General features: G+C 71.9%; 21 protein-coding genes and 1 tRNA gene. 5 read left to right on the forward strand and 17 right to left on the reverse strand.

All coding sequences use genetic code 11. The features are described 5' to 3' along the window. On the reverse strand, positions 1–265 hold a 265-nt coding region (locus VFL99_RS09035), incomplete at its 3' end, for a hypothetical protein (protein ID WP_325106015.1). 97 nt (positions 266–362) lie between these two features. Here VFL99_RS09035 and VFL99_RS09040 point away from each other — a divergent pair. Next, positions 363–551, forward strand: coding sequence for a hypothetical protein (locus VFL99_RS09040; RefSeq protein ID WP_325106016.1), 189 nt, complete (start codon positions 363–365; stop codon positions 549–551). Between the two features lie 653 nt (positions 552–1,204). Further along, entirely contained in the window at positions 1,205–1,399 is a 195-nt protein-coding gene (locus VFL99_RS09045) for an excisionase family DNA-binding protein (protein WP_325106017.1), read from the forward strand. An 82-nt stretch (positions 1,400–1,481) separates the two neighbouring features. Here VFL99_RS09045 and VFL99_RS09050 read toward each other — a convergent pair. The 4 genes from VFL99_RS09050 to VFL99_RS09065 form a co-directional block, all read right to left on the reverse strand. Beyond that, positions 1,482–1,554, reverse strand: a tRNA-Asn gene (locus tag VFL99_RS09050). A gap of 114 nt (positions 1,555–1,668) precedes the next feature. Then, positions 1,669–2,208: a hypothetical protein gene (locus VFL99_RS09055; RefSeq protein WP_325106018.1), complete on the reverse strand. Its 540-nt coding sequence runs from the start codon at positions 2,206–2,208 to the stop codon at positions 1,669–1,671. Further along, on the reverse strand, positions 2,208–4,151 hold the full coding sequence (gene dnaG, locus VFL99_RS09060) for a DNA primase (protein ID WP_325106019.1): 1,944 nt from the start codon (positions 4,149–4,151) through the stop codon (positions 2,208–2,210). The genes VFL99_RS09055 and dnaG overlap by 1 nt, the downstream gene beginning before the upstream one ends. Positions 4,152–4,239: 88 nt before the next feature. Continuing rightward, positions 4,240–5,262, reverse strand: a complete 1,023-nt coding sequence (locus VFL99_RS09065; protein WP_325106020.1) for an NAD(P)H-dependent flavin oxidoreductase — start codon at positions 5,260–5,262, stop codon at positions 4,240–4,242. A gap of 142 nt (positions 5,263–5,404) precedes the next feature. On the opposite strand from VFL99_RS09065, the gene VFL99_RS09070 reads away from it, so the two are divergent. Next, positions 5,405–6,331, forward strand: coding sequence for an alpha/beta fold hydrolase (locus tag VFL99_RS09070; protein WP_325106021.1), 927 nt, complete (start codon positions 5,405–5,407; stop codon positions 6,329–6,331). 42 nt (positions 6,332–6,373) lie between these two features. Here VFL99_RS09070 and VFL99_RS09075 read toward each other — a convergent pair whose 3' ends face one another. The 5 genes from VFL99_RS09075 to VFL99_RS09095 all read right to left on the reverse strand — a co-directional run bounded on the left by VFL99_RS09075 (position 6,374) and on the right by VFL99_RS09095 (position 11,709). Then, a complete protein-coding gene (locus tag VFL99_RS09075) occupies positions 6,374–7,606 on the reverse strand; it encodes a deoxyguanosinetriphosphate triphosphohydrolase (protein WP_325106041.1) in 1,233 nt (410 codons plus the stop codon). A 105-nt stretch (positions 7,607–7,711) separates the two neighbouring features. After that, positions 7,712–8,191: a hypothetical protein gene (locus tag VFL99_RS09080; protein WP_325106022.1), complete on the reverse strand. Its 480-nt coding sequence runs from the start codon at positions 8,189–8,191 to the stop codon at positions 7,712–7,714. Further along, positions 8,178–8,789, reverse strand: a complete 612-nt coding sequence (locus VFL99_RS09085) for a YdeI/OmpD-associated family protein (protein ID WP_325106023.1) — start codon at positions 8,787–8,789, stop codon at positions 8,178–8,180. Before VFL99_RS09085 ends, VFL99_RS09080 begins: the two co-directional genes overlap by 14 nt. Continuing rightward, positions 8,786–9,064, reverse strand: a complete 279-nt coding sequence (locus VFL99_RS09090) for a DUF2277 domain-containing protein (RefSeq protein WP_325106024.1) — start codon at positions 9,062–9,064, stop codon at positions 8,786–8,788. Before VFL99_RS09090 ends, VFL99_RS09085 begins: the two co-directional genes overlap by 4 nt. 71 nt (positions 9,065–9,135) lie before the next feature. Continuing rightward, positions 9,136–11,709, reverse strand: a complete 2,574-nt coding sequence (locus VFL99_RS09095) for an excinuclease ABC subunit UvrA (protein ID WP_325106025.1) — start codon at positions 11,707–11,709, stop codon at positions 9,136–9,138. Here VFL99_RS09095 and VFL99_RS09100 point away from each other — a divergent pair. Together VFL99_RS09100 and VFL99_RS09105 are read left to right on the forward strand one after the other, a co-directional pair. After that, the gene (locus VFL99_RS09100) at positions 11,708–12,718 is read left to right on the forward strand and encodes an aldo/keto reductase family protein (protein ID WP_325106026.1); all 1,011 of its coding nucleotides are present in this window, start codon (positions 11,708–11,710) and stop codon (positions 12,716–12,718) included. The genes VFL99_RS09095 and VFL99_RS09100 overlap by 2 nt on opposite strands. A gap of 125 nt (positions 12,719–12,843) precedes the next feature. Next, complete coding sequence (locus tag VFL99_RS09105; protein WP_325106027.1) at positions 12,844–13,713, forward strand: sulfurtransferase; 870 nt, start codon at positions 12,844–12,846, stop codon at positions 13,711–13,713. Between the two features lie 28 nt (positions 13,714–13,741). Here VFL99_RS09105 and VFL99_RS09110 read toward each other — a convergent pair whose 3' ends face one another. From VFL99_RS09110 to VFL99_RS09140, 7 genes are all read right to left on the reverse strand, one after another. Next, positions 13,742–14,098, reverse strand: coding sequence for a YciI family protein (locus VFL99_RS09110; RefSeq protein WP_325106028.1), 357 nt, complete (start codon positions 14,096–14,098; stop codon positions 13,742–13,744). 79 nt (positions 14,099–14,177) lie between these two features. Further along, positions 14,178–15,416 (reverse strand): tRNA dihydrouridine synthase DusB, encoded by a 1,239-nt coding sequence (gene dusB, locus VFL99_RS09115; RefSeq protein ID WP_325106029.1) that lies wholly within the window; start codon positions 15,414–15,416, stop codon positions 14,178–14,180. Between the two features lie 112 nt (positions 15,417–15,528). Further along, positions 15,529–16,749 (reverse strand): S53 family peptidase, encoded by a 1,221-nt coding sequence (locus VFL99_RS09120; protein WP_325106030.1) that lies wholly within the window; start codon positions 16,747–16,749, stop codon positions 15,529–15,531. Between the two features lie 335 nt (positions 16,750–17,084). Continuing rightward, entirely contained in the window at positions 17,085–17,690 is a 606-nt protein-coding gene (locus VFL99_RS09125; protein ID WP_325106042.1) for a response regulator transcription factor, read from the reverse strand. Further along, a complete protein-coding gene (locus VFL99_RS09130) occupies positions 17,690–19,021 on the reverse strand; it encodes a sensor histidine kinase (RefSeq protein ID WP_325106031.1) in 1,332 nt (443 codons plus the stop codon). The genes VFL99_RS09125 and VFL99_RS09130 overlap by 1 nt, the downstream gene beginning before the upstream one ends. A 125-nt stretch (positions 19,022–19,146) precedes the next feature. Next, positions 19,147–19,977: an ABC transporter permease gene (locus VFL99_RS09135; RefSeq protein WP_325106032.1), complete on the reverse strand. Its 831-nt coding sequence runs from the start codon at positions 19,975–19,977 to the stop codon at positions 19,147–19,149. Further along, on the reverse strand, positions 19,974–20,963 hold the full coding sequence (locus VFL99_RS09140) for an ABC transporter ATP-binding protein (RefSeq protein ID WP_325106033.1): 990 nt from the start codon (positions 20,961–20,963) through the stop codon (positions 19,974–19,976). Before VFL99_RS09140 ends, VFL99_RS09135 begins: the two co-directional genes overlap by 4 nt. Positions 20,964–21,124 lie beyond the last annotated feature (161 nt).

The following is a 21,124-nucleotide window of genomic DNA, read 5'->3' on the forward strand; positions in this document are numbered from 1 at the left end:
TAAGTCGCGACTGCTGTATCCGCTCGGCCAATCGCTTGCCGTCGCCGGTCAGCGTGACCTCGCCGGCCAGGGACGTTTCCTGCCGAGCGAGGCCCAGGTCCCGGAGCTGCTGGGAGGCTTCTGCCGTCGCGAACCCTCCGCTCTCGTCGCTGATCTCCTCCTTGATCTGGGACGGCTTCGCCTGTCCGCCTTCGGCGTGCGCGAGTAGGAGCACCTGCTCCACGTCGGTGCTCCTGATCTGTCGCTGTACCTGCTGCAAGTCCATGCTGTCCCTCCCTGTCGTGTCGCTGACTCTAGGAGCACCCACGCACAGACGGCGATACGGAAAGTGAGAAAGGTCACATATATGTCAGATGGCGGGTATGGACAGGACACTCCGGCTCGTCCTGCCGGTCACGGCGGACGGTGCCATCGCGACGGCGGGCGTAGGCGGCGGACGGCTCGTCGCCGTCGTCATGGTCGATCTGTCCGGCCATCCGCAGGTGGCGAAGCTGATGCGGGTGCACAAGCACGTCGGTTCCGGCGACGTCCTCTCGCAGTGGGGCTGCTAGTCGACGGAGGCCCCGTCGTTCTCCGCCTGGCGTTCGCGAGGCCGCTCGACCTGACGCTCGCCCTGACGTTCGACGTGCCACGCCGCGCCGGCCTCGCCGACCAGGTCCTCACCGCCCGGGCGCTCTACCTCCAGCAGAGCTTGGAGGGCGACAGGATGAGCACGACCAAGGACCATCCGCGGGTTCGAGGTTCCGCCAGGAGGATTCGAGGCCCGCGGGAGAAAACTGTTGCCAGCGCTGCTCGCAGCGGACTTTCGCGCCGCCGGGATGGGCCGGAAGCAGGCGAAGCAGGCCGCGTCGGACATGGTCGTGAGCTGGCGGGAGTTTGGCTCGATCCGGATCCCTGGCCGCTGAGCCAGCGGTTCCTATGCCGCGTGGTAATCGAAGGTACGGGACAGCTTTGAACTGGTGGGCGATACTGGGTTCGAACCTCTTTGGGTCCGGCCAGTCCCGGCGCACCGACGCCGAGCCACGGGTCGCCTGCGGGCGTGCGCGCGGGGGGAGTAGGCCTCGAGCGTGAGTCAGCTTGGCGACCGACACGCACCGATCGCTCATCGCGGCGACAGACGTGCTATGGCGCACCGCATGGTGCCCCTCCGGGCCGGTAGGTACTGGCAGGTGCCGACGTGGCGCCCCTACCACCGGGAGGAACCATGGATCAGCTGCTGTCCGTGAGCGAGGCCGCCGAGCTCCTCGGCACCACGGTGCGCTTTCCGCGCCGGCTCGTCGCCGAACGGCGAATCACCGTCGTCCACGTCGGCCGACACGTGCGGATTCCGCGCTCGGCCATCGAGGCGTTGATCGAGGAGGGCACGGTCGAGGCGGCCGCTCAAGGCCCGTACCGGTGATCTTCACCACTGAATAAAGTGGGGATAAAGTGTGGGCTGGCCGGAGGAGAGCGAACCCATAAGCCTCTGACCTGCGGGTTTGCTCCCCCGGTTGGACTCGAACCAACAACCCTTCGGTTAACAGCCGAATGCTCTGCCAATTGAGCTACAGGGGAAGGCCCACCGCGGCGGGTGGTGCGGCGGCAACTCTAGCAAAGATCCGCGCCGCCTCCGAACCACCCGGCCGCCCTGCGGCCCGCACTGCGAGGGCCGCCAGCCGGAGACCGCCGTCACCTCTCGGGCGGCAGACCTACCTGGTCGCGCAGCTCGTCCAACGTGGCCCGGAGGAGCTGTTGCACCTCCGGGTCGTCGCGACGGACGCCACGACCGAGCAGGGTCTGCTCGAGCAGCTCCCCGGTGGCGTGGTCGCGCCGGATGACCACCCGGCCCCGACCCTGCCCCGGGAAGGCGAGCTGGGCGGCGAGCACCACGGAGGACTGCACCCGCTCGTGCACCGCCTGGGCCATCGCGCCCGACTGGTTCTTGAAGCTCCACTGGGCCGCCTGCGACCCGTCGACCCAGGTGATCGTGAGGGTCCACAGGTCCTGGTTCCAGCTTCCCGCGTCGGCCAGGTGCCACGGCTTGCGCAGCGTGACCACACCGTTGCTCGCCACGACGATCACCGACCAGTTGGTGGCCACCACGTGCGCCGCCGTGTTGTCGTCGACGGCGAACGCCAGCACCCGCTCACCGTGCGGCAGCTCGAGCGCCGCCTTCACGGAGTCCGGCAGCCCCGGCCGCCGGGGACGGTGCTGGGCGAACCAGCTCATCAGGCCAGCCCCGCCCGCAGCTCGGCACGGGCCCGCTGCAGGGTCTGCAGCCGGAAGCCCAGCTCGCGGGCGTGCTCCCGGTCGGCGTCGGCGTCCAGCCGCCGCAGCGCGCTCAAGGCATCGGCGATCTGCCGAGCGAGCCCGACCTCCTGCACCCGCACGAGCAGCTCCTGCACATAGCGCCCGTCCGGACGGCCGGTCATCGCGTCGTAGCGCGCCGGCAGCGACGCCACGGCAAGCTCGCTCACCAGGGGCTGCACCGCCTGGGCCGCGTGGTCGTGCACCGCGGCGGCCCAGCCTGCGGTGGACGTGGCCGCCGCCGGTCCCCCTGCTGCGCGGACCGCGTCGTGCACCGCGTGGTGCGCCGGCGCGCCGAAGGCGTCCTCCGGCAGGGCTTCGAAGGACGCCTGCTCCACGCACTGCGGGAACTGCAGCAGCACCTGCAGCAGCTGCCGCTCCGCGGAGGTGACGGGGTCGCGCAGGTCAGGTGCCGGCATACTCTCGGCCGGCCGCTGAGTGGGCACCTCCCCCGCCGACCCGGTATGCCCGGCCGCGCGCACTGGCTCCCCCCGGCGCGTCCCAGCGCCGTCGCCTCGCCCCTCGACCCGGCCGGCGCGCTGCACCTCGCGGGCGAGCTGCTCGACCTCGACGCCGAGCCACCCGGCGACAGTCCGGACGTATTCGGGGCGCAGCGCGCGGTCACGGATGGAGTGGATGATCGGGGCCGCGGCCCGCATCGCCTGGACCCGGCCCTCGGCGAGGTCCAGGTCGAACCGCCGGACGGTGGTCCGCACGGCGAACTCGAACATCGGCACGGCGTCCTCGATCAGTGCCCGCACCGCCGGGTCGCCGCCGGACTGCCGCAGCTCGCACGGGTCCTGGCCGGAGTCGGCCACGGCGACGAACGACTGGGAGGCCCAGCGCTGGTCCTCGGCGAACGCGCGCATCGCGGCCTTCTGCCCGGCCGCGTCCCCGTCGAAGGTGAAGATCGTCCGCGCCGGCGCTCCTCCGGCCTCGTCGCGCATCAGCCGCCGCAGCGTCTTGATGTGGTCCACGCCGAACGCGGTGCCACACGTCGCCACCGCCGTCTCGACCCCGGCGAGGTGGCACGCCATGACGTCGGTGTAGCCCTCGACCACCACCGCCCGCCGGTCCCGCGAGATCGCCTTCTTCGCCAGGTCGAGCCCGTAGAGGACCGAGGTCTTCTTGTAGATCGGCGTCTCGGCGGTGTTGAGGTACTTCGCCTCGATCCGGTCATCGTCGAAGAGCCGCCGGGCGCCGAATCCCACGGTGTCACCGGTGATGTCGCGGATCGGCCAGACCAGCCGACCGCGAAAGCGGTCGTACAGCCCGCGGTTCCCGCGCCCCGCCAGGCCTCCGGCGACGATCTCGTCGTCGGTGAACCCCTTGCCGCGCAGGTGCCGGGTCAGCTCTTCTCCTTGGCGCGGTGCGAACCCGACCCCGAACGTCTCGGCGGCGCCTCGGTCGAAACCTCGAGCGCGCAGGAAGTCCCGGCCCGCCCGCGCCTCCGCGGCCCCGACGAGCGCCGCGGCGTAGAACTCACCGGCGACGCGGTGCGCCTCGACGAGTCGTGCCCGCCGCCCGAGCGACCCCTCCTCGCGGCAGGGCCCACCTCCGGCCTCGTAGTGCAGCTCCAGCCCGAGCTTGCCGGCGAGCCGCTCGACCGCCTCGGTGAAGGCGAGGTGCTCCACCTTCATGACGAACGAGATCACGTCGCCGCCCTCGCCGCAGCCGAAGCAGTGCCACGCCCCCACGGCCGGCCGGATGGTGAACGAGGGCGTCTTCTCGTCGTGGAACGGGCACAGCCCCTTCAGCGAGCCCGGCCCGGCCGACCGGAGCGTCACGTGCTCTCGCACGACGTCCTCCAGGGAGGAGCGCTCCTTGACGAGCGCGATGTCCTCGCTCTTGATCAGGCCAGCCACCCACGCCCTCCCTTCGGTATGCCGTGAGTCTAGGCAGTGCCCGCCCCCACCCGTGCGCGCCGTCCCCACCCGTGGACGTTCGCCCCGGTCAGGGCACCAGGTCGCGCACGACCTCGGCGGCCGGCACGTCGCGGGCACTGAGGTGACCGATTCCGGCATACATCGGCTGGGCGTCGGTGTCGCCGGCGGAGGTGGCGGCGGCACGCAGCTGGGCGAGCACCTGCTGCACCATCGGGAAGGCGGCGGGCGCCTGCGGTCCGTAGGTGTCGGTGAACGCGTTCCGCAGCATGCGGGCGGGGCGGCCGGTGAAGGCCCGCGAGACCACGGTCGCCTCGCGCTGGGGGTCGGCCAGGGCGTCCTTGTATGCCGGGTTCGCACCGGACTCGGGCGTGCGCAGCAGGGCGCTGCCCACCTGGACGGCGGTCGCGCCGGCGTCGAGGGCCGCACGGACGTCGGCCGCGGTCGTCACGCCACCGGCACCGACGAGCGGGAGGCTGGTCACCGGACGGACCTGCTGCAGCAGCGGCACGAGGGCCAGGTCATTCGGCTCGGCCGCGACGGAATGGGTGCTGCGGTGCCCGCCCGCCGTCGCGGCCTGGACGCAGAGGAAGTCGGCGCCGGCCGCGTCGGCGGAGGCGGCCTCGGTGGGGTCGGTCACCGTGACGCCCACGGTAGAACCCGCCTCCTGCAGCCGCTCGATGACACCGGCCGGCGGGATGCCGAAGGTGAACGTGACGACCGGGACCGGCTCGGCCGCCAGCAGGTCGATCTTGTCCTCGAAGTAGGTGGTGTCGTGCCACTGCGGCTCGGGCAGCTCGACCTGCCAGCGACCGGCCTCGTCGGCGAGGAGCTGGCGGTAGCGCGCCAGCACCGGCTCGGTCGCCTCCCGGTCGACCGCGCCCGGCACGAACACGTTGACCCCGAACGGTTTCGGGGTCAGCTCACGCGTGCGCTGGATCTGTCCGCGCAGCTTCTCGGCGGGGCCGTAACCCGCCCCGAGGAAGCCGCTGCCGCCGCAGCTGGCGAGCGCGGCCACCAGCTCAGGGGTGGAGGGGCCACCGGGCATGGGGGCGGACAGCACGGGGATGTCGATCGCGGAGAACAGGTCCATGCCGCCATCGTGGCACTGCTCCGCGCCGGGTCGCCGAGGGCCTTCCCCGCGGTTAGTGTCGAAACAGCCCCAGCCGCCCCGCCCGTGAGCAGTTCCTGCCCCGGCATCGAGCGGACGACGCGGCAGGAAGAGGAGGACTCTGGTGACGCACTCCGTCTCGGGACCCGCGAGCACCCCGCCCGACGGGATCGCTTGGCCCGGGGAGTACCTCACCGCCGGCCCGTGGAAGGTCTTCGCCCGCCGGGCCCCCGCGCTCAGTGACGGCGCCGTCCCCGGCATCTACGTGCACGGCCTCGGCGGTGGGTCCGCGGCCTGGACCGACCTCATGGGGATGCTGGGCGACCGGGTGGAGGGGTATGCGGTCGACCTGCCCGGCTTCGGGATGTCGCCGGCGCCGGCGGAACCCGCCTACACGGTGCCGGCCCAGGCCAACGTCGTGCGCGACCTGCTGGAGCACTTCGACACCCCGGTGCACCTCATCGGCAACTCGCTCGGCGCGGCCGTCGCCCTGCGCGTCGCGGCGGCCTGCCCGCAGTCGGTGCGCACCCTGACGCTGATCGCCCCCACCTTCCCGGACTGGCGCCCCCGGCCGGCGACCGTGGCGATGGTGGCGCCGCTGGTGCCCGTCCTGGGCCAGCGCCTGATGCTGCGGCAGGCGGCGAGCTCGCCGGAGGAGCAGGCGCGGCAGGTGCTCGCCGGCCTCACCGGGCCGGGCGCCCACCTCGAGCCACGCCACCACGCGCAGGTACTGGCCGACATCGAGGCGGCGATCGGCAACCCGGACCTCGGCACCGCCTACCTCGCGGCGGTGCGCGGAGCGGTCAGTGGCTACCTGCAGCGGGGACGACGGGGGTTGTGGGCCGCGGCCGCCCGGGTCACCGTCCCGACGCTGGCCGTCTTCGGGACCGCGGACCCGTTCATCCACCCGAGGATCGCCGCACGCACCGCCCGCACCATTCCGGGTGCCCGGGTCCTCGTGCTCTCCGGGATCGGGCACCTGGCCCAGGTCGAGGCCCGGGACGTCGTCGCGAGTGCGATCCGCGACCTCATCGGGCCGTCAACGGGCTAGCGCGGGGCTTGCGCCGGGCGGTGCTCCACCGGCTGGGCTCCCTCAGCACCACTCCCGCGCGAGCCCGATCGCCCGCGGGTCGGACAGGGACGCCACCTGGTCGACGACCACGCGCAGCCGGGCCCGGTCGTCGGCGGCCGCGTCGTGGTCGACCCGGAACAGCGGGTCGAGCAGCTCGGGCTTGGCGCGGTAGAGCTCGACCAGGGCGACGACGATCGCCTGCTGCTCGGCCATGACCGTGCGTCGTTCGTCCGAGAGCATCACGAAGTGGGCGGCCACCGCCTTGAGCACGGCGCACTCGGCCCGCACCGCGTCCGGGACCACGAGGTCGGCGGAGTAGCGGGTCAGCTCCCCGTCGCCGTGCTGGTGGCGGGTCGCGAGCTCCACGGCGTGCACGAACCGTCCGATCAGCCGGCTGGTCATGTCCTTGAGCCGGGCGAGGTCCGCCCGCGACTCGGTGTAGTCCGGCGGGATGGACCCGGTGGCCAGCAGCCGGTCCATCGCGGCTGCGAGCGCGTCCGCGCTGAGGTCGGGAGCGTAGTAGCGGCGTGCCACCTCGACCACCGCCGCCACGTCGGGCGCCGACCGCAGGACCCGCAGGTCCACCCGGCCGGAGGTGACGGCGTCCTCGACGTCGTGGACCGAGTACGCCACGTCGTCGGACCAGTCCATGACCTGCGCCTCGAGACAGCGCTGGCCCGCGGGCGCGTCCTCGCGCAGCCACGTGAACACCTCGGCGTCGTCGGCGTAGGCCCCGAACTTGGGGGTCGGCCGCGGTGCCGCGCCGCGGAACCACGGGTACTTCGTCGCCGCATCCAGGCTCGCCCGGGTCAGGTTGAGTCCGGCCGGTCGCCCGTCGGGGTGCGCTCGCTTGGCCTCGAGCCGGGTCAGCAGCCGCAGGGTCTGCGCGTTGCCCTCGAACCCGCCGATGTCCGCGGCGGCCGTGTTGAGCGCGGTCTCCCCCGTGTGTCCGAACGGCGGGTGGCCCAGGTCGTGGGCCAGGCACGCCGTGTCGACCACGTCGGCGTTGCAGCCCAGCGCCGCGCCGAATTCTCGGCCGATCTGCGCCACCTCGAGGGAGTGGGTCAGCCGGTTGCGGACGAAGTCGTCGCTGCCGGGCTGCACCACCTGGGTCTTCGCCGACAGCCGGCGCAGGGCGGCGCAGTGGACGACCCGGGCGCGGTCGCGCGCGAAGTCGTCCCGGTCGGCACGCTTGTGCGCTGGGTCCTCGCGCACCCAGCGCTCACGGTCGTGCTCGGCATACCCCTGGGCCACGCAAGGACTGTATGCCGTGCCGGTGACCCAGGTGCCCGCCCACTCGCGACTGACCACGCGGTCGGTGGCGTTTCGCCGGACCGATGGCACGCGACACGCCACACATCAGGTCGTCGGTGGCGGGCGGTAACCGCCACGCTCGAGCCCGGCATCGACCTCGAAGACGTTGGCACTGGCCCGGTCGCCGGTGCGCAACACCGACCAGCCCATGGCGGCGACGTAGAGCGGCAGGAAGGGCAGCCCCAGGCAGACCATCCACTGCCAGCTGTGCCGCTCCTCGTGCTGCAGGAGCTCGGGGTTGCGCGCGAGGAGACTCGCCCAGTCGGAGCCGGTGAGCACCACGTTACCGACGGTGAACGCGGTGGCGATGGGGAAGGCCGGCCGGTAGTGCTCGCCCAGGACCAGACCGCGTGGCCCCGGCCGGAGGCGGGCGCGGCCGAGGGCGGCGACGGTCAGGCCGAACGGGGTGGACAGGTTCAGGACGTTGGCGACCGCCTTGAGCCGGTAGGGCCACGGGTTCCGCGCGAGCCGCGACGGGCCCACCTCCCCCAGCGGGGCAGACGGGACGCGCTCATGGGCGGCCATAGCGCTGGCTCTTGATCAGGCGCCCTGCCGCGCAGTCGGCGATCAGCTCGCTGATCCGCCTCTCGCGCGTCTCGGGTCGCTTGGCCGTCATGACCCAGCGCATGGCGACCTTGCGGTAGGAGGGGCGCTGGACCTCCCAGAAGGCCCACGCCCCGGTGTCCGCGCGGAGCCGCGCGAGGTAGTCCGGCGACAGCTCCACGACGTCGTTCTCGTGCGTGTAGATGCCCTGTCGGTCCGCGCGGCGCGCCTCGTAGGCCGCCACGCCTGCGGGCACTGCCCTCCCCTGCGCGATCAGCCGTTCCATGCGCGCGATGTTGACGTTGCTCCACGTGCTGCCCGGCCGGCGCGGGGTGAACCGCTGCCGCAGCCGGTCGGCGTCGATCCGCTTGTTCTGGCCGTCGATCCAGCCGAAGCACAAGGCCTCGTCGACCGCCTCGTCCCACGTCAGCATCGCCCGTCCGGTGTGCTTCTTCCAGTAGCCGATCCACACCTCTCGCTCGCTCTGGTGGTGCTCGGCCAGCCAGGCCCGCCACTCCTCCGGCGTGGCGAAGAAGAGCGCCTCCGTCGCGGCCCCGGCCTCCTCGGCGGTGGCGCTCACCCGGCCTCCCGCGCGAAGCGCTGCCGGCTGCGGTCGCGCGCCTTCGCCGCCTCGACCGCACGGTCCTTGGGCGGCGCGGAGGTCACCAGCGCGTCGAGCAGTTCCTGGGTGACCCGGGCGACCTCCGCCACGGCGCGGTCGACGGCGGCGGCGTTGGCCACCGACGGCTTCTGCATGCCGCTGACCTTGCGCACGTACTGCAGCGCGGCAGCATGCACCTCATCGGGGGTGGCGGGCGGCTCGAAGTTGTGCAGGGCGCGGATGTTGCGGCACATGGGCCGAGCGTGGCACAGGCCACCGACACCCCACCACCCACGCGGTCACGAGTCGGCCCGACGACACGTGTTCAGACCTGCGCCGCGAGGAACGGTGCCGTGCGACTGCCCTCCGCGGCTGCCACCTCGACCGGACTGCCCGCCGCCACGACCTGCCCGCCGTCGTTGCCGGCCCCCGGGCCGAGGTCGATCACGTGGTCCGCCTGGGCGACGACGGCCATGTCGTGCTCGACCAGCACGACGGTGCTGCCGCCGTCGACCAGCCCCTGCAGCTGGCGCATCAGCACCTCGACGTCGGCGGGGTGCAGTCCCGTCGTCGGCTCGTCCAGCAGGTAGACGGTCCCCCGCCGCCGGGAGCGCTGCAGCTCGGTCGCCAGCTTGATCCGCTGTGCCTCGCCGCCGGACAGCTCGGTGGCCGGTTGCCCCAGGTGCAGGTAGCCGAGGCCCACCTCGACCAGTGTCTGCAGGCTGCGGGAGACGCCCTTCACCTCGGCGAACACCTCGGCGGCCTCCGCCACGCTCAGGTCGAGCACGTCGGCGATCGTGCGGCCGTGCCACGTCACCTCCAGCGTCTCCGGGTTGTAGCGCCGGCCGTGGCAGGTCGGGCAGGGACGGTAGGTCCCGGGCAGGAACAGCAGCTCGACCGACACGAACCCCTCGCCCTGGCAGGTCTCGCAGCGACCTCCCTTGACGTTGAAGGAGAACCGGCCGACGCCATACCGTCGCCGCTTGGCCTCCTCCGTCTGCGCGAAGAGCTTGCGCACCCCGTCGAACAGCCCGGTGTAGGTCGCGAGGTTGGACCGCGGCGTGCGGCCGATCGGCTTCTGGTCGACCCGCACCACCCGGTGCACCTGGTCCAGTCCCGTCGCGGCCGGCAGCGCAGCCGCGGGTTGGTCGCCCCCTTCCGTGGAGGCGCCTCCTGCCTCCGGACCGGCGTCGTCCGGTTCCTCGCCCTGCTCACCCTCCTCGGCCTCGAGCGAGAGGGCACCAGTGCCCAGGTGAGCGGCCAGCACATCGGCGAGGGTGCGCAGCAGCGTCGTCTTCCCCGACCCGGAGACCCCGGTCACCGCCGTCAGTATGCCGAGCGGGAACGAGACGTCGAGGCCGCGCAGGTTGTGCCGGCGCACGTCGTGCAGCGCGAGTATGCCGTGCGGCTCCCGCGGAGGGCGCTCGTCGCGAGTCCGCTTGTCGGGGAACAGGGACCGCCGCGTGACGGACAACGCGACCTGTTCCAAGCCAGGGACCGGGCCGGCATACAGCACTTCTCCCCCGGCCTCCCCGGCACCGGGGCCGACGTCCACCAGCCAGTCCGCGCGGCGCATCACCTCGAGGTCGTGCTCGACGATGAGCAGCGAGTTCCCTCCGCTGACAAGCCGATCCAGCACCCGCAGCAGCGGCTCGGTGTCGGCGGGGTGCAAGCCGGCCGACGGCTCGTCGAGGACGTAGACGACACCGAACAGGCCGGACCGCAGCTGGGTCGCCAGGCGGAGCCGCTGGAGCTCTCCGGCGGACAGCGTGGGGGTGGACCGGTCCATGCTGAGGTACCCCAGGCCCAGCTCGAGCAGGACATCGAGGCGCGCCACCAGGTCGGGCACCAGCGCCGCGGCCACCTCGCCCTCCTCGGCCGCGGCGCCGACTGCCTGCAGCGCCGCGCGCACCTCCTCCAGCGGCAGGCGCCACCACTGGTCGATCGACCGGCCGGCGACGGTGACCGCCAGCGCCTCGGGGCGCAACCGGCGGCCACGGCACACCGGGCAGGGGACCGTCTCGACGAACTGCAGGGCGCGGCGGCGGGCAGTGGCGCTCTTGGAGTCCGAGAGCGTGTGCATGAGGTGCCGGGCGGCGCTCTGGTACTGGCCCTGGTAAGGGCGCTGGATGCGGCCGGCCTCGCGCACCGGATGGACCGTGACGACCGGTTCCTCGTCGGTGAAGAGGATCCACTCGCGATCCGTGGCGGGCAGCTCCTGCCAGGGACGGTCGACGTCGTAGCCGAGGGTGTCGAGGATGTCGCGGAGGTTCTTGCCCAGCCACGCTCCCGGCCACGACGCGATGGCCTTCTCCCGGATCGACAGCGTGGGGTCCGGGACCATGAGCGCCTCGGTCGGCCGGTGCACGTGTCCGAGGCCGTGGCACTCGGGGCAGGCGCCGGCAACCGTGTTGGGAGAGAAGGAATCCGAGTCGAGGCGTGGCGCCCCTCCCGGATAGGTGCCCGCCCGCGAGAAGAGCATCCGCACCGTGTTGGACAGCGTCGTGACGGTGCCCACGCTGGACCGGGTGCTCGTCGCACCCCGGCTCTGCTGCAGGGCCACGGCCGGTGGCAGCCCGGTGACGTCCTGGACCTTCGGTGCCTCGACCTGGTTGATCAACCGGCGGGCATACGGGGCCACGGACTCGAAGTAGCGGCGCTGGGCCTCGGCGTAGATCGTGCCGAACGCCAGCGACGACTTCCCGGACCCGGAGACGCCGGTGAAGACGGCGAGCCGGTCCCGCGGGATGGCCACGTCCACGCCGTGCAGGTTGTGCAGGTGGGCGCCGTGGACCCGGATGGAGTCGTCGTGGGGAAGATCGGTCGGCACCTGCGCAACCCTACGGGCCACCGGGGGCGGCGCGCGTCGCTGCGTGGCCGTGCATACAGTCGGGACCATGGAGTTCAGGAATCTGGGCAGGAGCGGTCTGCGCATCTCGGAGATCGCCTACGGAAACTGGCTGACGCACGGCTCCCAGGTGGAGCGGGAGCAGGCGTTGGCGTGCGTGCGCGAGGCACTGGACGTCGGCATCACGACGTTCGACACCGCGGACGTCTATGCCAACACCAAGGCGGAGAGTGTGCTCGGTGAGGCGCTCAAGGGTCAGCGCCGAGAAGGTCTGGAGATCTTCACCAAGGTCTACTTCCCCACCGGCCCGGGTGAGAAGAACGACCACGGACTGTCCCGCAAGCACATCATGGAGTCGATCAACGGGTCGCTCAGCCGCCTGGGCACCGACTACGTCGACCTCTACCAGGCGCACCGCTACGACCATGACACGCCGCTCGAGGAGACGATGGAGGCGTTCGCCGACGTGGTGCGTCAGGGGAAGGCGCTCTACATCGGTGTCTCGGAGTGGACCGCTGACCAGCTTCGTCGGGGCCACGCACTGGCGCGCGAGCTGCGAATACCCTTTGTCTCGAACCAGCCTCAGTACAACATGCTCTGGCGCGTGATCGAGTCAGAGGTCGTGCCGGCGTCGGAGGAGCTGGGGATCGGGCAGGTCGTCTGGTCGCCGATCGCGCAAGGCGTGCTGACCGGGAAGTACAAGCCGGGAGCTGCCCCGCCCCCGGGGTCTCGTGCCACTGATGAGAAGGGCGGCGCGAACATGATCGAGCACTTGCTCAACGACAAGGTGCTCGAGAGTGTCCAGCAGTTGCAGCCGGTCGCCGACGACCTCGGGCTCACCATGGCCCAGCTCGCCGTCGCGTGGGTCCTGCAGAACCCCAACGTGTCCGCGGCGATCGTCGGGGCGTCGCGCCCGGAGCAGGTTCGCGACAACGTGAGGGCCTCGGGGGTCCGCCTGGACTCCGACGTCTTGGCGCGCATCGACAAGGCCGTGGAGTCGGTGATCCAGAACGACGCGAGCCTGACCCGGTCCCCACGCCGCACGCGCGACTTCAGCTGATCGGCTGCTCCTGGGTTCGGCTCTGCCCCCGTCGCCTGCGGGCGACGGGGGCAGAGCCGTCTCGGGAAGGGGGCTGTCGAAGGGGGTGTGTCGGTCGGCGGTCTCGGCGGCTACTGTGGCGGAGCGTGAGCACAGACGCCCGCACCGACCCCCTCATTGACGTCGCCACGCTGCAGGAACAGCTCGACGGCCCCGAGGAGACTCGCCCCGTGCTGCTGGACGCCCGGTACCGGCTCGACGACCCGGACGGCCGCGCAGCCCACGAGAACGGGCATCTTCCGGGCGCGGCCTACATCGACGTCGACACCGCTCTCGCGCACATCCGTCCGGACGGAGTCGGCGGCCGGCACCCGATGCCCGACGCCGAAACCTTCGCAGCGGCCATGCGCGCGGCCGGCGTCCGCAACGATCGACCCGTCGTGGCCTACGACGACTGGCTCTCGCTCGCGGCCAGTCGCGCGTGGTGGCTGCTGCGCTACTTCGGCAAGAGCGACGTCCGCGTCCTCGACGGCGGCCTCGCTGCCTGGCGCGCTGCCGCCCTCCCGCTGGAGACGGGACCGGTTCATCCGGACGCGGGTGACTTCACCGCTGACCCGGGCCACGCCCGTCTGCTCACCGCCGAGGACGCGCAACGGTATGCCGAGCGCGGCTTCCTCCTCGACGCCCGCCCGGCCGACCGGTTCCGTGGGGAGAACGAGGTCATCGACCCGGTCGCCGGCCACATCCCCGGCGCGCGCTGCCTCCCTGCCCTCGACACGGTCGACGAGCGAGGCATGTTTCGCCCCGCCGACGCTCTCGCGGTGGAGGCCGCAGGGGTCGGTGTGCGACCCGGCGACGACGTGGGGACCTACTGTGGCTCGGGCATCCAGGCCACCCATCTGGCCCTGGTACTGAGGCACGCGGGCGTCAACGACGACGCCGGCGTCTACATCGGGTCGTGGAGCGACTGGATCACTGACCTCGAGCGTCCGGTGGAACTCGGCGCGCCCGACTGAGGGCTGCCGTAGGTCGCGGGGACGCCGCTCAGGGCGCTCGCACCTCGTCCATGGACCGGGGCAGGTGTCCGTAGCCGAACGAGATCACCCCGTGCGGGACCGCCCAGATGTGGTACTCGTGCCGGTAGAGGCCCGCTTGGATGGCCGGGTCGCCGTCCCCCAGCTCACGGGCCCGCTGCTCGGAGCACCCGAAGACGGACAGGCCCCGGACCTGGCGGTCAGGTGGTCCCAGCACCGGGCCGGCGACCAACAGCTCACCGCTGTCGTGCAGGTGCGCCAGGTGCGCCATGTGCGCGTCCTGCAGCTGGGCCTCTTGCTCAGGTGACATGGGCGGCGCGTCCGGCATCGCGAGCAGGAGTGCCACCACGTACGTCGAAAACTCCATGACACCTCCCTCGCTGCCTTCATTCTGCGCGTGGACGGCGTGAAACGCGCCCCGACGACGGGGGCCGGTGTGCTGGACGTCATCCGCCGTCGACGACGGACAGCTCGGCCTCCCGGACGGCTCGGGCGTGGTCGGCGTTCAGCTCGCGACTGTCCAGCCACCCCTCCGGCAACACCACGTGCCGGGACGAGCCCGCCCGACCCCGCGGCCCCTCCGCGGGCTCCCCCGGCCACGGCTGGTCCAGGTCCAGCGTGGCGATGAGGTCATCGAGAGCCGCGAAGGAATCGACCAGGCCCAGCCCGCTCCGCACGTGTGAGCCGGCCCGGAACCCCTTGAGGTACCACGCGATGTGCTTACGGATGTCCCGGCAGGCCTTCAGCTCACTCCCGTGGAACTCGGCCAGGTACTCCGTGTGCCGACGCAGCGTCGCCGCCACCTGCCGCAGCGTGGGGCGCACCCGCTGCGGAGAACCGGCGAACGCCGCCGCGAGGTCGGTGAACAGCCACGGACGCCCGAGGCACCCACGCCCCACGACGACACCGTCGCAACCGGTCTCGTGCACCATGCGCAGCGCGTCCTCGGCCGACCAGATGTCCCCGTTGCCAAGCACCGGGATGGAGGTCACGGCCGTCTTCAGGTCGCGGATCGCGGACCAGTCCGCCTGCCCCGAGTAGGCCTGCGCAGCCGTCCGGGCGTGCAGCGCGACCGCCGCGGCACCCTCGCCCTCGGCTATCCGGCCCGCCTCGAGGAAGGTCAGGTGCTCCTCGTCGATCCCGCGGCGCATCTTCACGGTGACCGGCACGTCATACGGCGTGGCCTCTCGCACCGCCGCACCCACGATGCCGCGGAAGAGGTTCGTCTTCCAGGGCAGCGCTGAGCCCCCGCCCTTGCGGGTGACCTTGGGGACCGGGCAGCCGAAGTTCAGGTCGATGTGGTTGGCCCGGTCCTCCTCCATGAGCATCCGGACCGCGGCGGCGACGGTCGTAGGGTCCGTCGCGTAGAGCTGGATCGACCGGGGGCTCTCGTCCGGGTCGTGCTCGATGAGCCGCATCGAGACCGGGGTGCGCTCGACCAGGGCGCGAGACGTGATCATCTCACTCACGTACAGCGAGGTGGCCCCGGAGGCGCCTCCCGCTGTCGACCCGGCGTCGCCGTACTGCCGGCACAGGCGCCGGAAGGCCCGGTTCGTGATCCCAGCCATCGGGGCGAGCACCACGGGCGACTGGATGCTGTGCCGGCCGATCCGCAACGGGGGCAGCACCGGGTGGGCCGCGGGGACGGTCTGGGAACGTACGTCGGTCAGGGTGGTCGTCGTCATGGCGGAGTCATTGTCCCAGACCCCGTCGAACAGCACGGACCAGCGATGCGCTCCCGGGCCGGCTCCGCCGAGACGGCCCGGGAGCACGTCGATGACGTGCGTCGCCGCCGACCTATCGACCGCCGGCCAGCGTGGGCACGAGGTGGTCGGCCTTCGGGCTCCCGAGCCCCGAGGCGGCGTCCCAGCCGCGCTGCGCGGCGAAACCGGAGATCGTGACCGGGCCGTGGAAGGTGTTGTCGCCCATGGTGATGTCGTGCAGGTTGGCGGCATAGCGCTTCTGTGCGTGGGCCAGGCCGTAGAGCTTGTGGTTCATCATGCCGATCCGCCTGCCGCCGAGCTGGTCGGCAAGAGCGACCAGACCGGCCCACTGCGGGGACCCGGCGCTCGTGCCACCGAACCGGAAGACCAGGCCCGCCCCCCGCCCCGACGTGCTCCACACCGCGAGCACCCCGCCGATGATGGCCGCGTTGTCGGCGACGTCCGGCACTCCGCGGGACGGCAGGTGCATCGACTTCTGGTAGCTCGGGGTGCCGTAGACGGCCGAGAAGCCACCGCCGCCAGCCGCTTCGAATTCCGGCTCGTTCCAGACCGATTCGCTGTCGTAGGCACCCGTGAGGCCGTCAGCGAAGAGGCGTGTCCCGCCGACACCGGTCACGTCGGGGTCCGAGGCGGGTGTGCTGGCCGCCTTGAAGAAGGACGAGCCGTCGCACGTGGGCTGGGCCGAGCCCTCGTCGCCGCTGGAGGCGAGGAGCGTGATGTGCTTCCGGGTCGCCTGCTGGAACAGGTTGCGCTGCTCCTTCAGCAGCTGCGGGTCCATGCACTGCTCCGCCTCGCCGAAGCTCTGTGAGATGACGTCGCCGAGGTCGTGGTTGACGGCATAGCGCGTGGCGGACAGGATGTCGGCGTCCTGGTTCGACTTGGCCAGGACGAGCACGAGGTCGGCCTTGGGTGCGATGGCGTGCGACCACTCCACGTCGAGGGTGATCTCGCCGGCCCAGCCCACCTGGTTCGTATCACTCTGGTCGAACGGCGTCAGCCCGTCCGGGGCCACCTGCCTGAAGTCTGCCGACGGCAGACCGAACAGCTCGTTGAAGGTGGCGAGGTCCTGTCGGATCGTGGGACTGGAGTAGGCATCCACGATGACGATGGTCCGGCCCCGGCCGTCCAGACCTCGCGCGGCGAGCGTGTTCACTCCGTACGCGGCCCGAATCTGGTCCGGACCGTAGCACCCGGCGGGCTGGGTGGTCTGGCAGCCGAAGGTCGTTCCCGCCGGGGCGTTCTCCGCCGACCCGGCCAGCCGGTAGTGAGGTGTCACACCGATTGCGGGCGTCATGGCGTGCCCCTGAGGAGGGGTCGGTGTGGAGCTCGCCGACGCCGCCGGGGCGGTGGCGCTGAGTGCTGTGGCTGCGGCGACGCCGAGGCCGAACAGGGTGCTGATCGCGCGTCGCCCGTGACTGCGCGCAGGTGATGCCATCTGTGTCTCCCATCCTGCGTCGGCGTCCGCCGACGTGTCCTTGCTGAAGGCTCCGTGGGAATTCGCGGGGCATCGAGAGGCTACTCGCGTTTCAGGCGACTGGGGAGAGTCGTTTTCCACCGATCACGGCAAGGCGGCGTCGGGTTCGGCCGAGCTCCAGAGCCGGTCGTTTCCCTCCGAGCGGGCCGCTTCCTTCAGAGCCAGCCGTTGCCCTCGGCGATGCGCACGGCTTCCGCACGCGTGCGGGCACCCGTCTTGCCGATGGCTGCCGACAGGTGGTTGCGGATGGTCCCCTCGGACAGGAACAGCACCCGCGCCATCGCGGCGACGGTCGAGCCGTCCCGTGCCGCACGCAGCACGTCGGACTCGCGCTCGGTCAGCGGTGAGTCCCCCGCGACGAGGCTGTCGGCGGCGAGTCCCGGGTCGACGACCCGCAGGCCCGCGTGCGCGCGGCGTACCGCGTCGGCGAGCTGCTTGGCCGGGGTGTCCTTGACGACGAAGCCGGCGGCGCCGGCCTGGAGCGCCCGCCGCAGGTAGCCGGGACGCCCGAACGTGGTGACGATGAGAACCCGCACGCCGGGGACGTCCCGCCGCAGCGACTCGGTCGCCGCGATGCCGTCCATCCCGGGCATCTCCACGTCGAGCAGCGCCACGTCCGGGTGGTGGGCGCGGGCGGCCGGCACGACCTCGTCGCCTCGCGCCACCTCCGCGACGACCTGTAGGTCCTGTTCGAGGTCGAGCAGGGCGGCGAGTGCCCCGCGCACGAGCGCCTGGTCATCGGCCAGCATCACGCGGATCATCATGTGGGCTGGGCCCCCGTCCAGCTGCGGTCGTCGGGGGCCCGACCGGCCCGCGCGCGCGAGGACCGCCCCTCTGACGGTGGCAGGGAGGCCTCCGGCTCGCCCGTGCCGACGGCCCGGGTGGCCCGGTCCATCGGCACGATCACGGTGAGCGAGAAGCCGCCCGGCTCGAGCTGCCGAGCCAGGACGCGGGCGCCCGCCGCGGCTGCTCGTTCACGGAGACCGCGCAGCCCGTTACCGAGGTCCAGCGTGCTGGTCGCGGCAGCGCCCCCGTGGCGTGGCGGGAGGCCGTGACCGTCGTCGCTCACGGTGACCCGGTCGCTGGCCAGCGAGATCGTGCAGTGCCGTGCGCCGCTGTGCCGGATCACGTTGGTCACGCCCTCGCGCACGACCCAGGCGAACAGCTCCCGAAGGTCACTCGGCACCTCGTCCGTCGCGCCCGGCAGCCGTGCCTCGATCCCCGCCGCGGAGAGGGCCTCCCGCGCTCGTGCCAGCTCCCCCGACAGCGAAATCTCGCGGTATCCCTCCACGGCGCGACGCACGTCCGCGAGCGCGTCGCGCGAGAGCCGCTCGAGGTCGGCGACCTCGGCCCTGGCCCGCTCCGGTGCGACCTCCATCAGCCGCCCGGCCAGCTCCGCCTTGACGGTGATCACCGTCAGCGAGTGGCCCAGGATGTCGTGCAGGTCGCGCGCCATCCGGTTGCGCTCCTCCTCCACCGCGAGCCTCGCGTTCTCACGGCGGGCCGCCGAGAGCTCACGCTGCCGCCTGGAGGCGACGATCCCGCCGCTCACCGCGGCCATCGCGAGCGCGAACGCGAGCACCACGCCGTTGTCCTGTTGCCAACCGGGCAGCTGCCAGACCAGCAGCTCGTAGACCACGATGAGCAGCCCCGCGAGGACGAACGCGATGCCCATCGAGAAGGTCCACAGCCCGGTGACGGCGAGGAACACCCAAGTGGCCGTGCCGGATTCGCCGACGGTGCCCGCGCTGAGCGCGGCCAGCGCCACGAGAACCAGGTAGCGCGGTAGGTCGGCCCGCGACCAGCCGTTCCACTGGAGGCTGGTGTTCGACAGGTCGCGCCCCTGCCGACGTCGCCCGAACCGGTCCCGGAGCGCCATGAAGTGCAGCAGGTAGACGACCGCGAACAGCACCGTGGAGGCGATCCCGACGTCGCCCCGCCACGTTCCCCGGACCGCCCACGCATCGCCGATCGGCTGCAGCAGGTAGAACAACCAGATGCCGGCGTAGAAGACGCCCATCCAGCCGCCCCACACGTGGGCGGGAACGGCCATGTCCCGACGCTGCTCGGCGGGCTGGCGACGGACGAACATGGCTCAAGGATTCCAGATTCTGTCGGTGGTGAGCGGCACCGACGGTCGGTGGGGAGCGGCACGACGGAAGGCACCGCCCGCGCCCGGAGGTGCGGGCGGCGGCGGCCGTCAGGTGGTGTGGGTCGTCATACCCGTGCGGTGTCCTTGCGGAACCGCCAGGCGGCGCCGGCGACGAAGACGGCCAGCCAGGCGACGACGTTCAGCCAGGCCATGGTGTCGGTGCTGCCCGCGATCGGCGCGTGGACGAGCTCGTTGAGACCCCACAGCGGCGTGAACTGGGCCAGGGTCTGGTACCAGCCCGGCATCTGGGTCAGGTCCAGGAACAGTCCGCCGGCGAAGGCGAAGATCACCAGCGCGAACGACTGGACCTGCATGACGTTCTCGGTCGGCAGCAGGTAGCCCATGAACAGACCGAAGGCGGCGAACATCAGGGAGCCGAGCCACGTGGCGACGGCGCACAAGACCCACGCGGCGAACGTCATGTCGGCGGCACCGGTGATCGCGCCGACGACGAACACCGCTGCGACGGAGGCTGCTCCGAGCAACATCGCCGTGAGCATCTTCGTCACGATGTAGGCCACGGGCGACAACGGCGTCAGCCGCAGCTGCCGGCTCCAGCCGGCCGAACGCTCGATGGACACCATCGCCCCGCCGGCGCTGGTCGCCAGGACGGCGCCGTAGAGGGCCATGCTGACGAGGACGAAGGCGCTGACGTTGCCGTGCGAGCCCGGTCCCAGGCCCTGCTGTCCGCCGTGGACGCTCAGGCCGAAGATCAGGTAGAAGACGATCGGCATGATCATCGTGAAGATCATTGTGCGCCGGTTGCGCAGCATCCGCCGCATCTCAAGGCCCAGCAGGGTCAGGTTGAAGCCGCCCATCGGCGGCACCCGCCGCGCGGACAGGTCGGGCAGCTCGGTGCCGGGGTGCACCACCGGGCTCACCGGGGACGTGGTCATCGGTTCGCTCCCGTCTCGTCGTCGCCGGTGAGGGCGAGGAAGGCGTCCTCGAGCCCGCGAGCGGTGATCTCGAGGTCGTGGGCGTCAGTGGTGGTCAACAAGTGTCGCGCCACCGCGTCGGTGTCCTTGGAGTGGATCAGGACGGTGTCGCCACGCACGTCCACGCCGTCAACAGCCGGTATGCCGCGCAGCAGCTCCTCGTCCGCGCCCGGCAGCGTGGCACGCACCGTGCGACCGGCGGCAAGACTCTTGATCTGCGCGGCGGTGCCGTCGGCGACCAGCTCGCCCTTGCGCACGAGCACCACCCGGTCGGCGTAGGCGTCGGCCTCCTCCAGGTAGTGCGTGGCGAAGACGACTGTCCGCCCCTCCTCCGCGTCGGCGCGGATCGCCGCCCAGAACTCCCGCCGGGCTCCCACGTCCATACCGGTGGTGGGCTCGTCGAGGATGAGCAGCTCGGGGTCGGACAGCAGCGCCAGGGCGAAGCGCAGCCGCTGCTTCTCCCCGCCGGAGCACTTGCCGACGCGCCGGTCGGCGAGCTCGGTGATGCCGGCGCGCTCCAGCACCTCCGCCACCGGCCGCGTGCCGGTGAACAGGCTGGCGGTCAGCCGACACGTCTCGCCGACGGTGTAGTCCGGGAGCAGACCCCCGGTCTGCATCACCGCCGAGACCAGTCCGTGGCCGATCGCCCGGTGCGGGGCCATGCCGTAGACCGTCACGTCGCCGCTGTCCGGCTGCAACAGACCGAGGATCATGTCGATCGTCGTGGTCTTTCCGGCGCCGTTCGGGCCGAGGAACGCGACGATCTCCCCCTGCCGGATCGTCAGGTCGATTCCCCGGACTGCCTGAACGGCGCCGAAGCTCTTGTGGATCCCGTGCAACTCCACAGCGGCGACGTTGCAGGAGCCGCGAGACGGATCAGCGGCGACGTTGCAGGAGCCGCGAGACGCCGACCGCAGGGCGGTGGCGCGAGTGCCAGTTGTGGTCATGGCACCCACTCTGGGGCAGGCAGGTGCCCTCGCCCGCACACGGACGTCACGGCATACCCATGACATCCGTCAGGTGTGTCGGCGGGCGACGGACCGGGAGACCACCACACCGTGGCCCGGACCGGCCGCAGCCGACGTGAACCAGGGGCGGCCGCCCGACG

The sequence above is a fragment of the Segeticoccus sp. genome, from assembly GCF_035708005.1.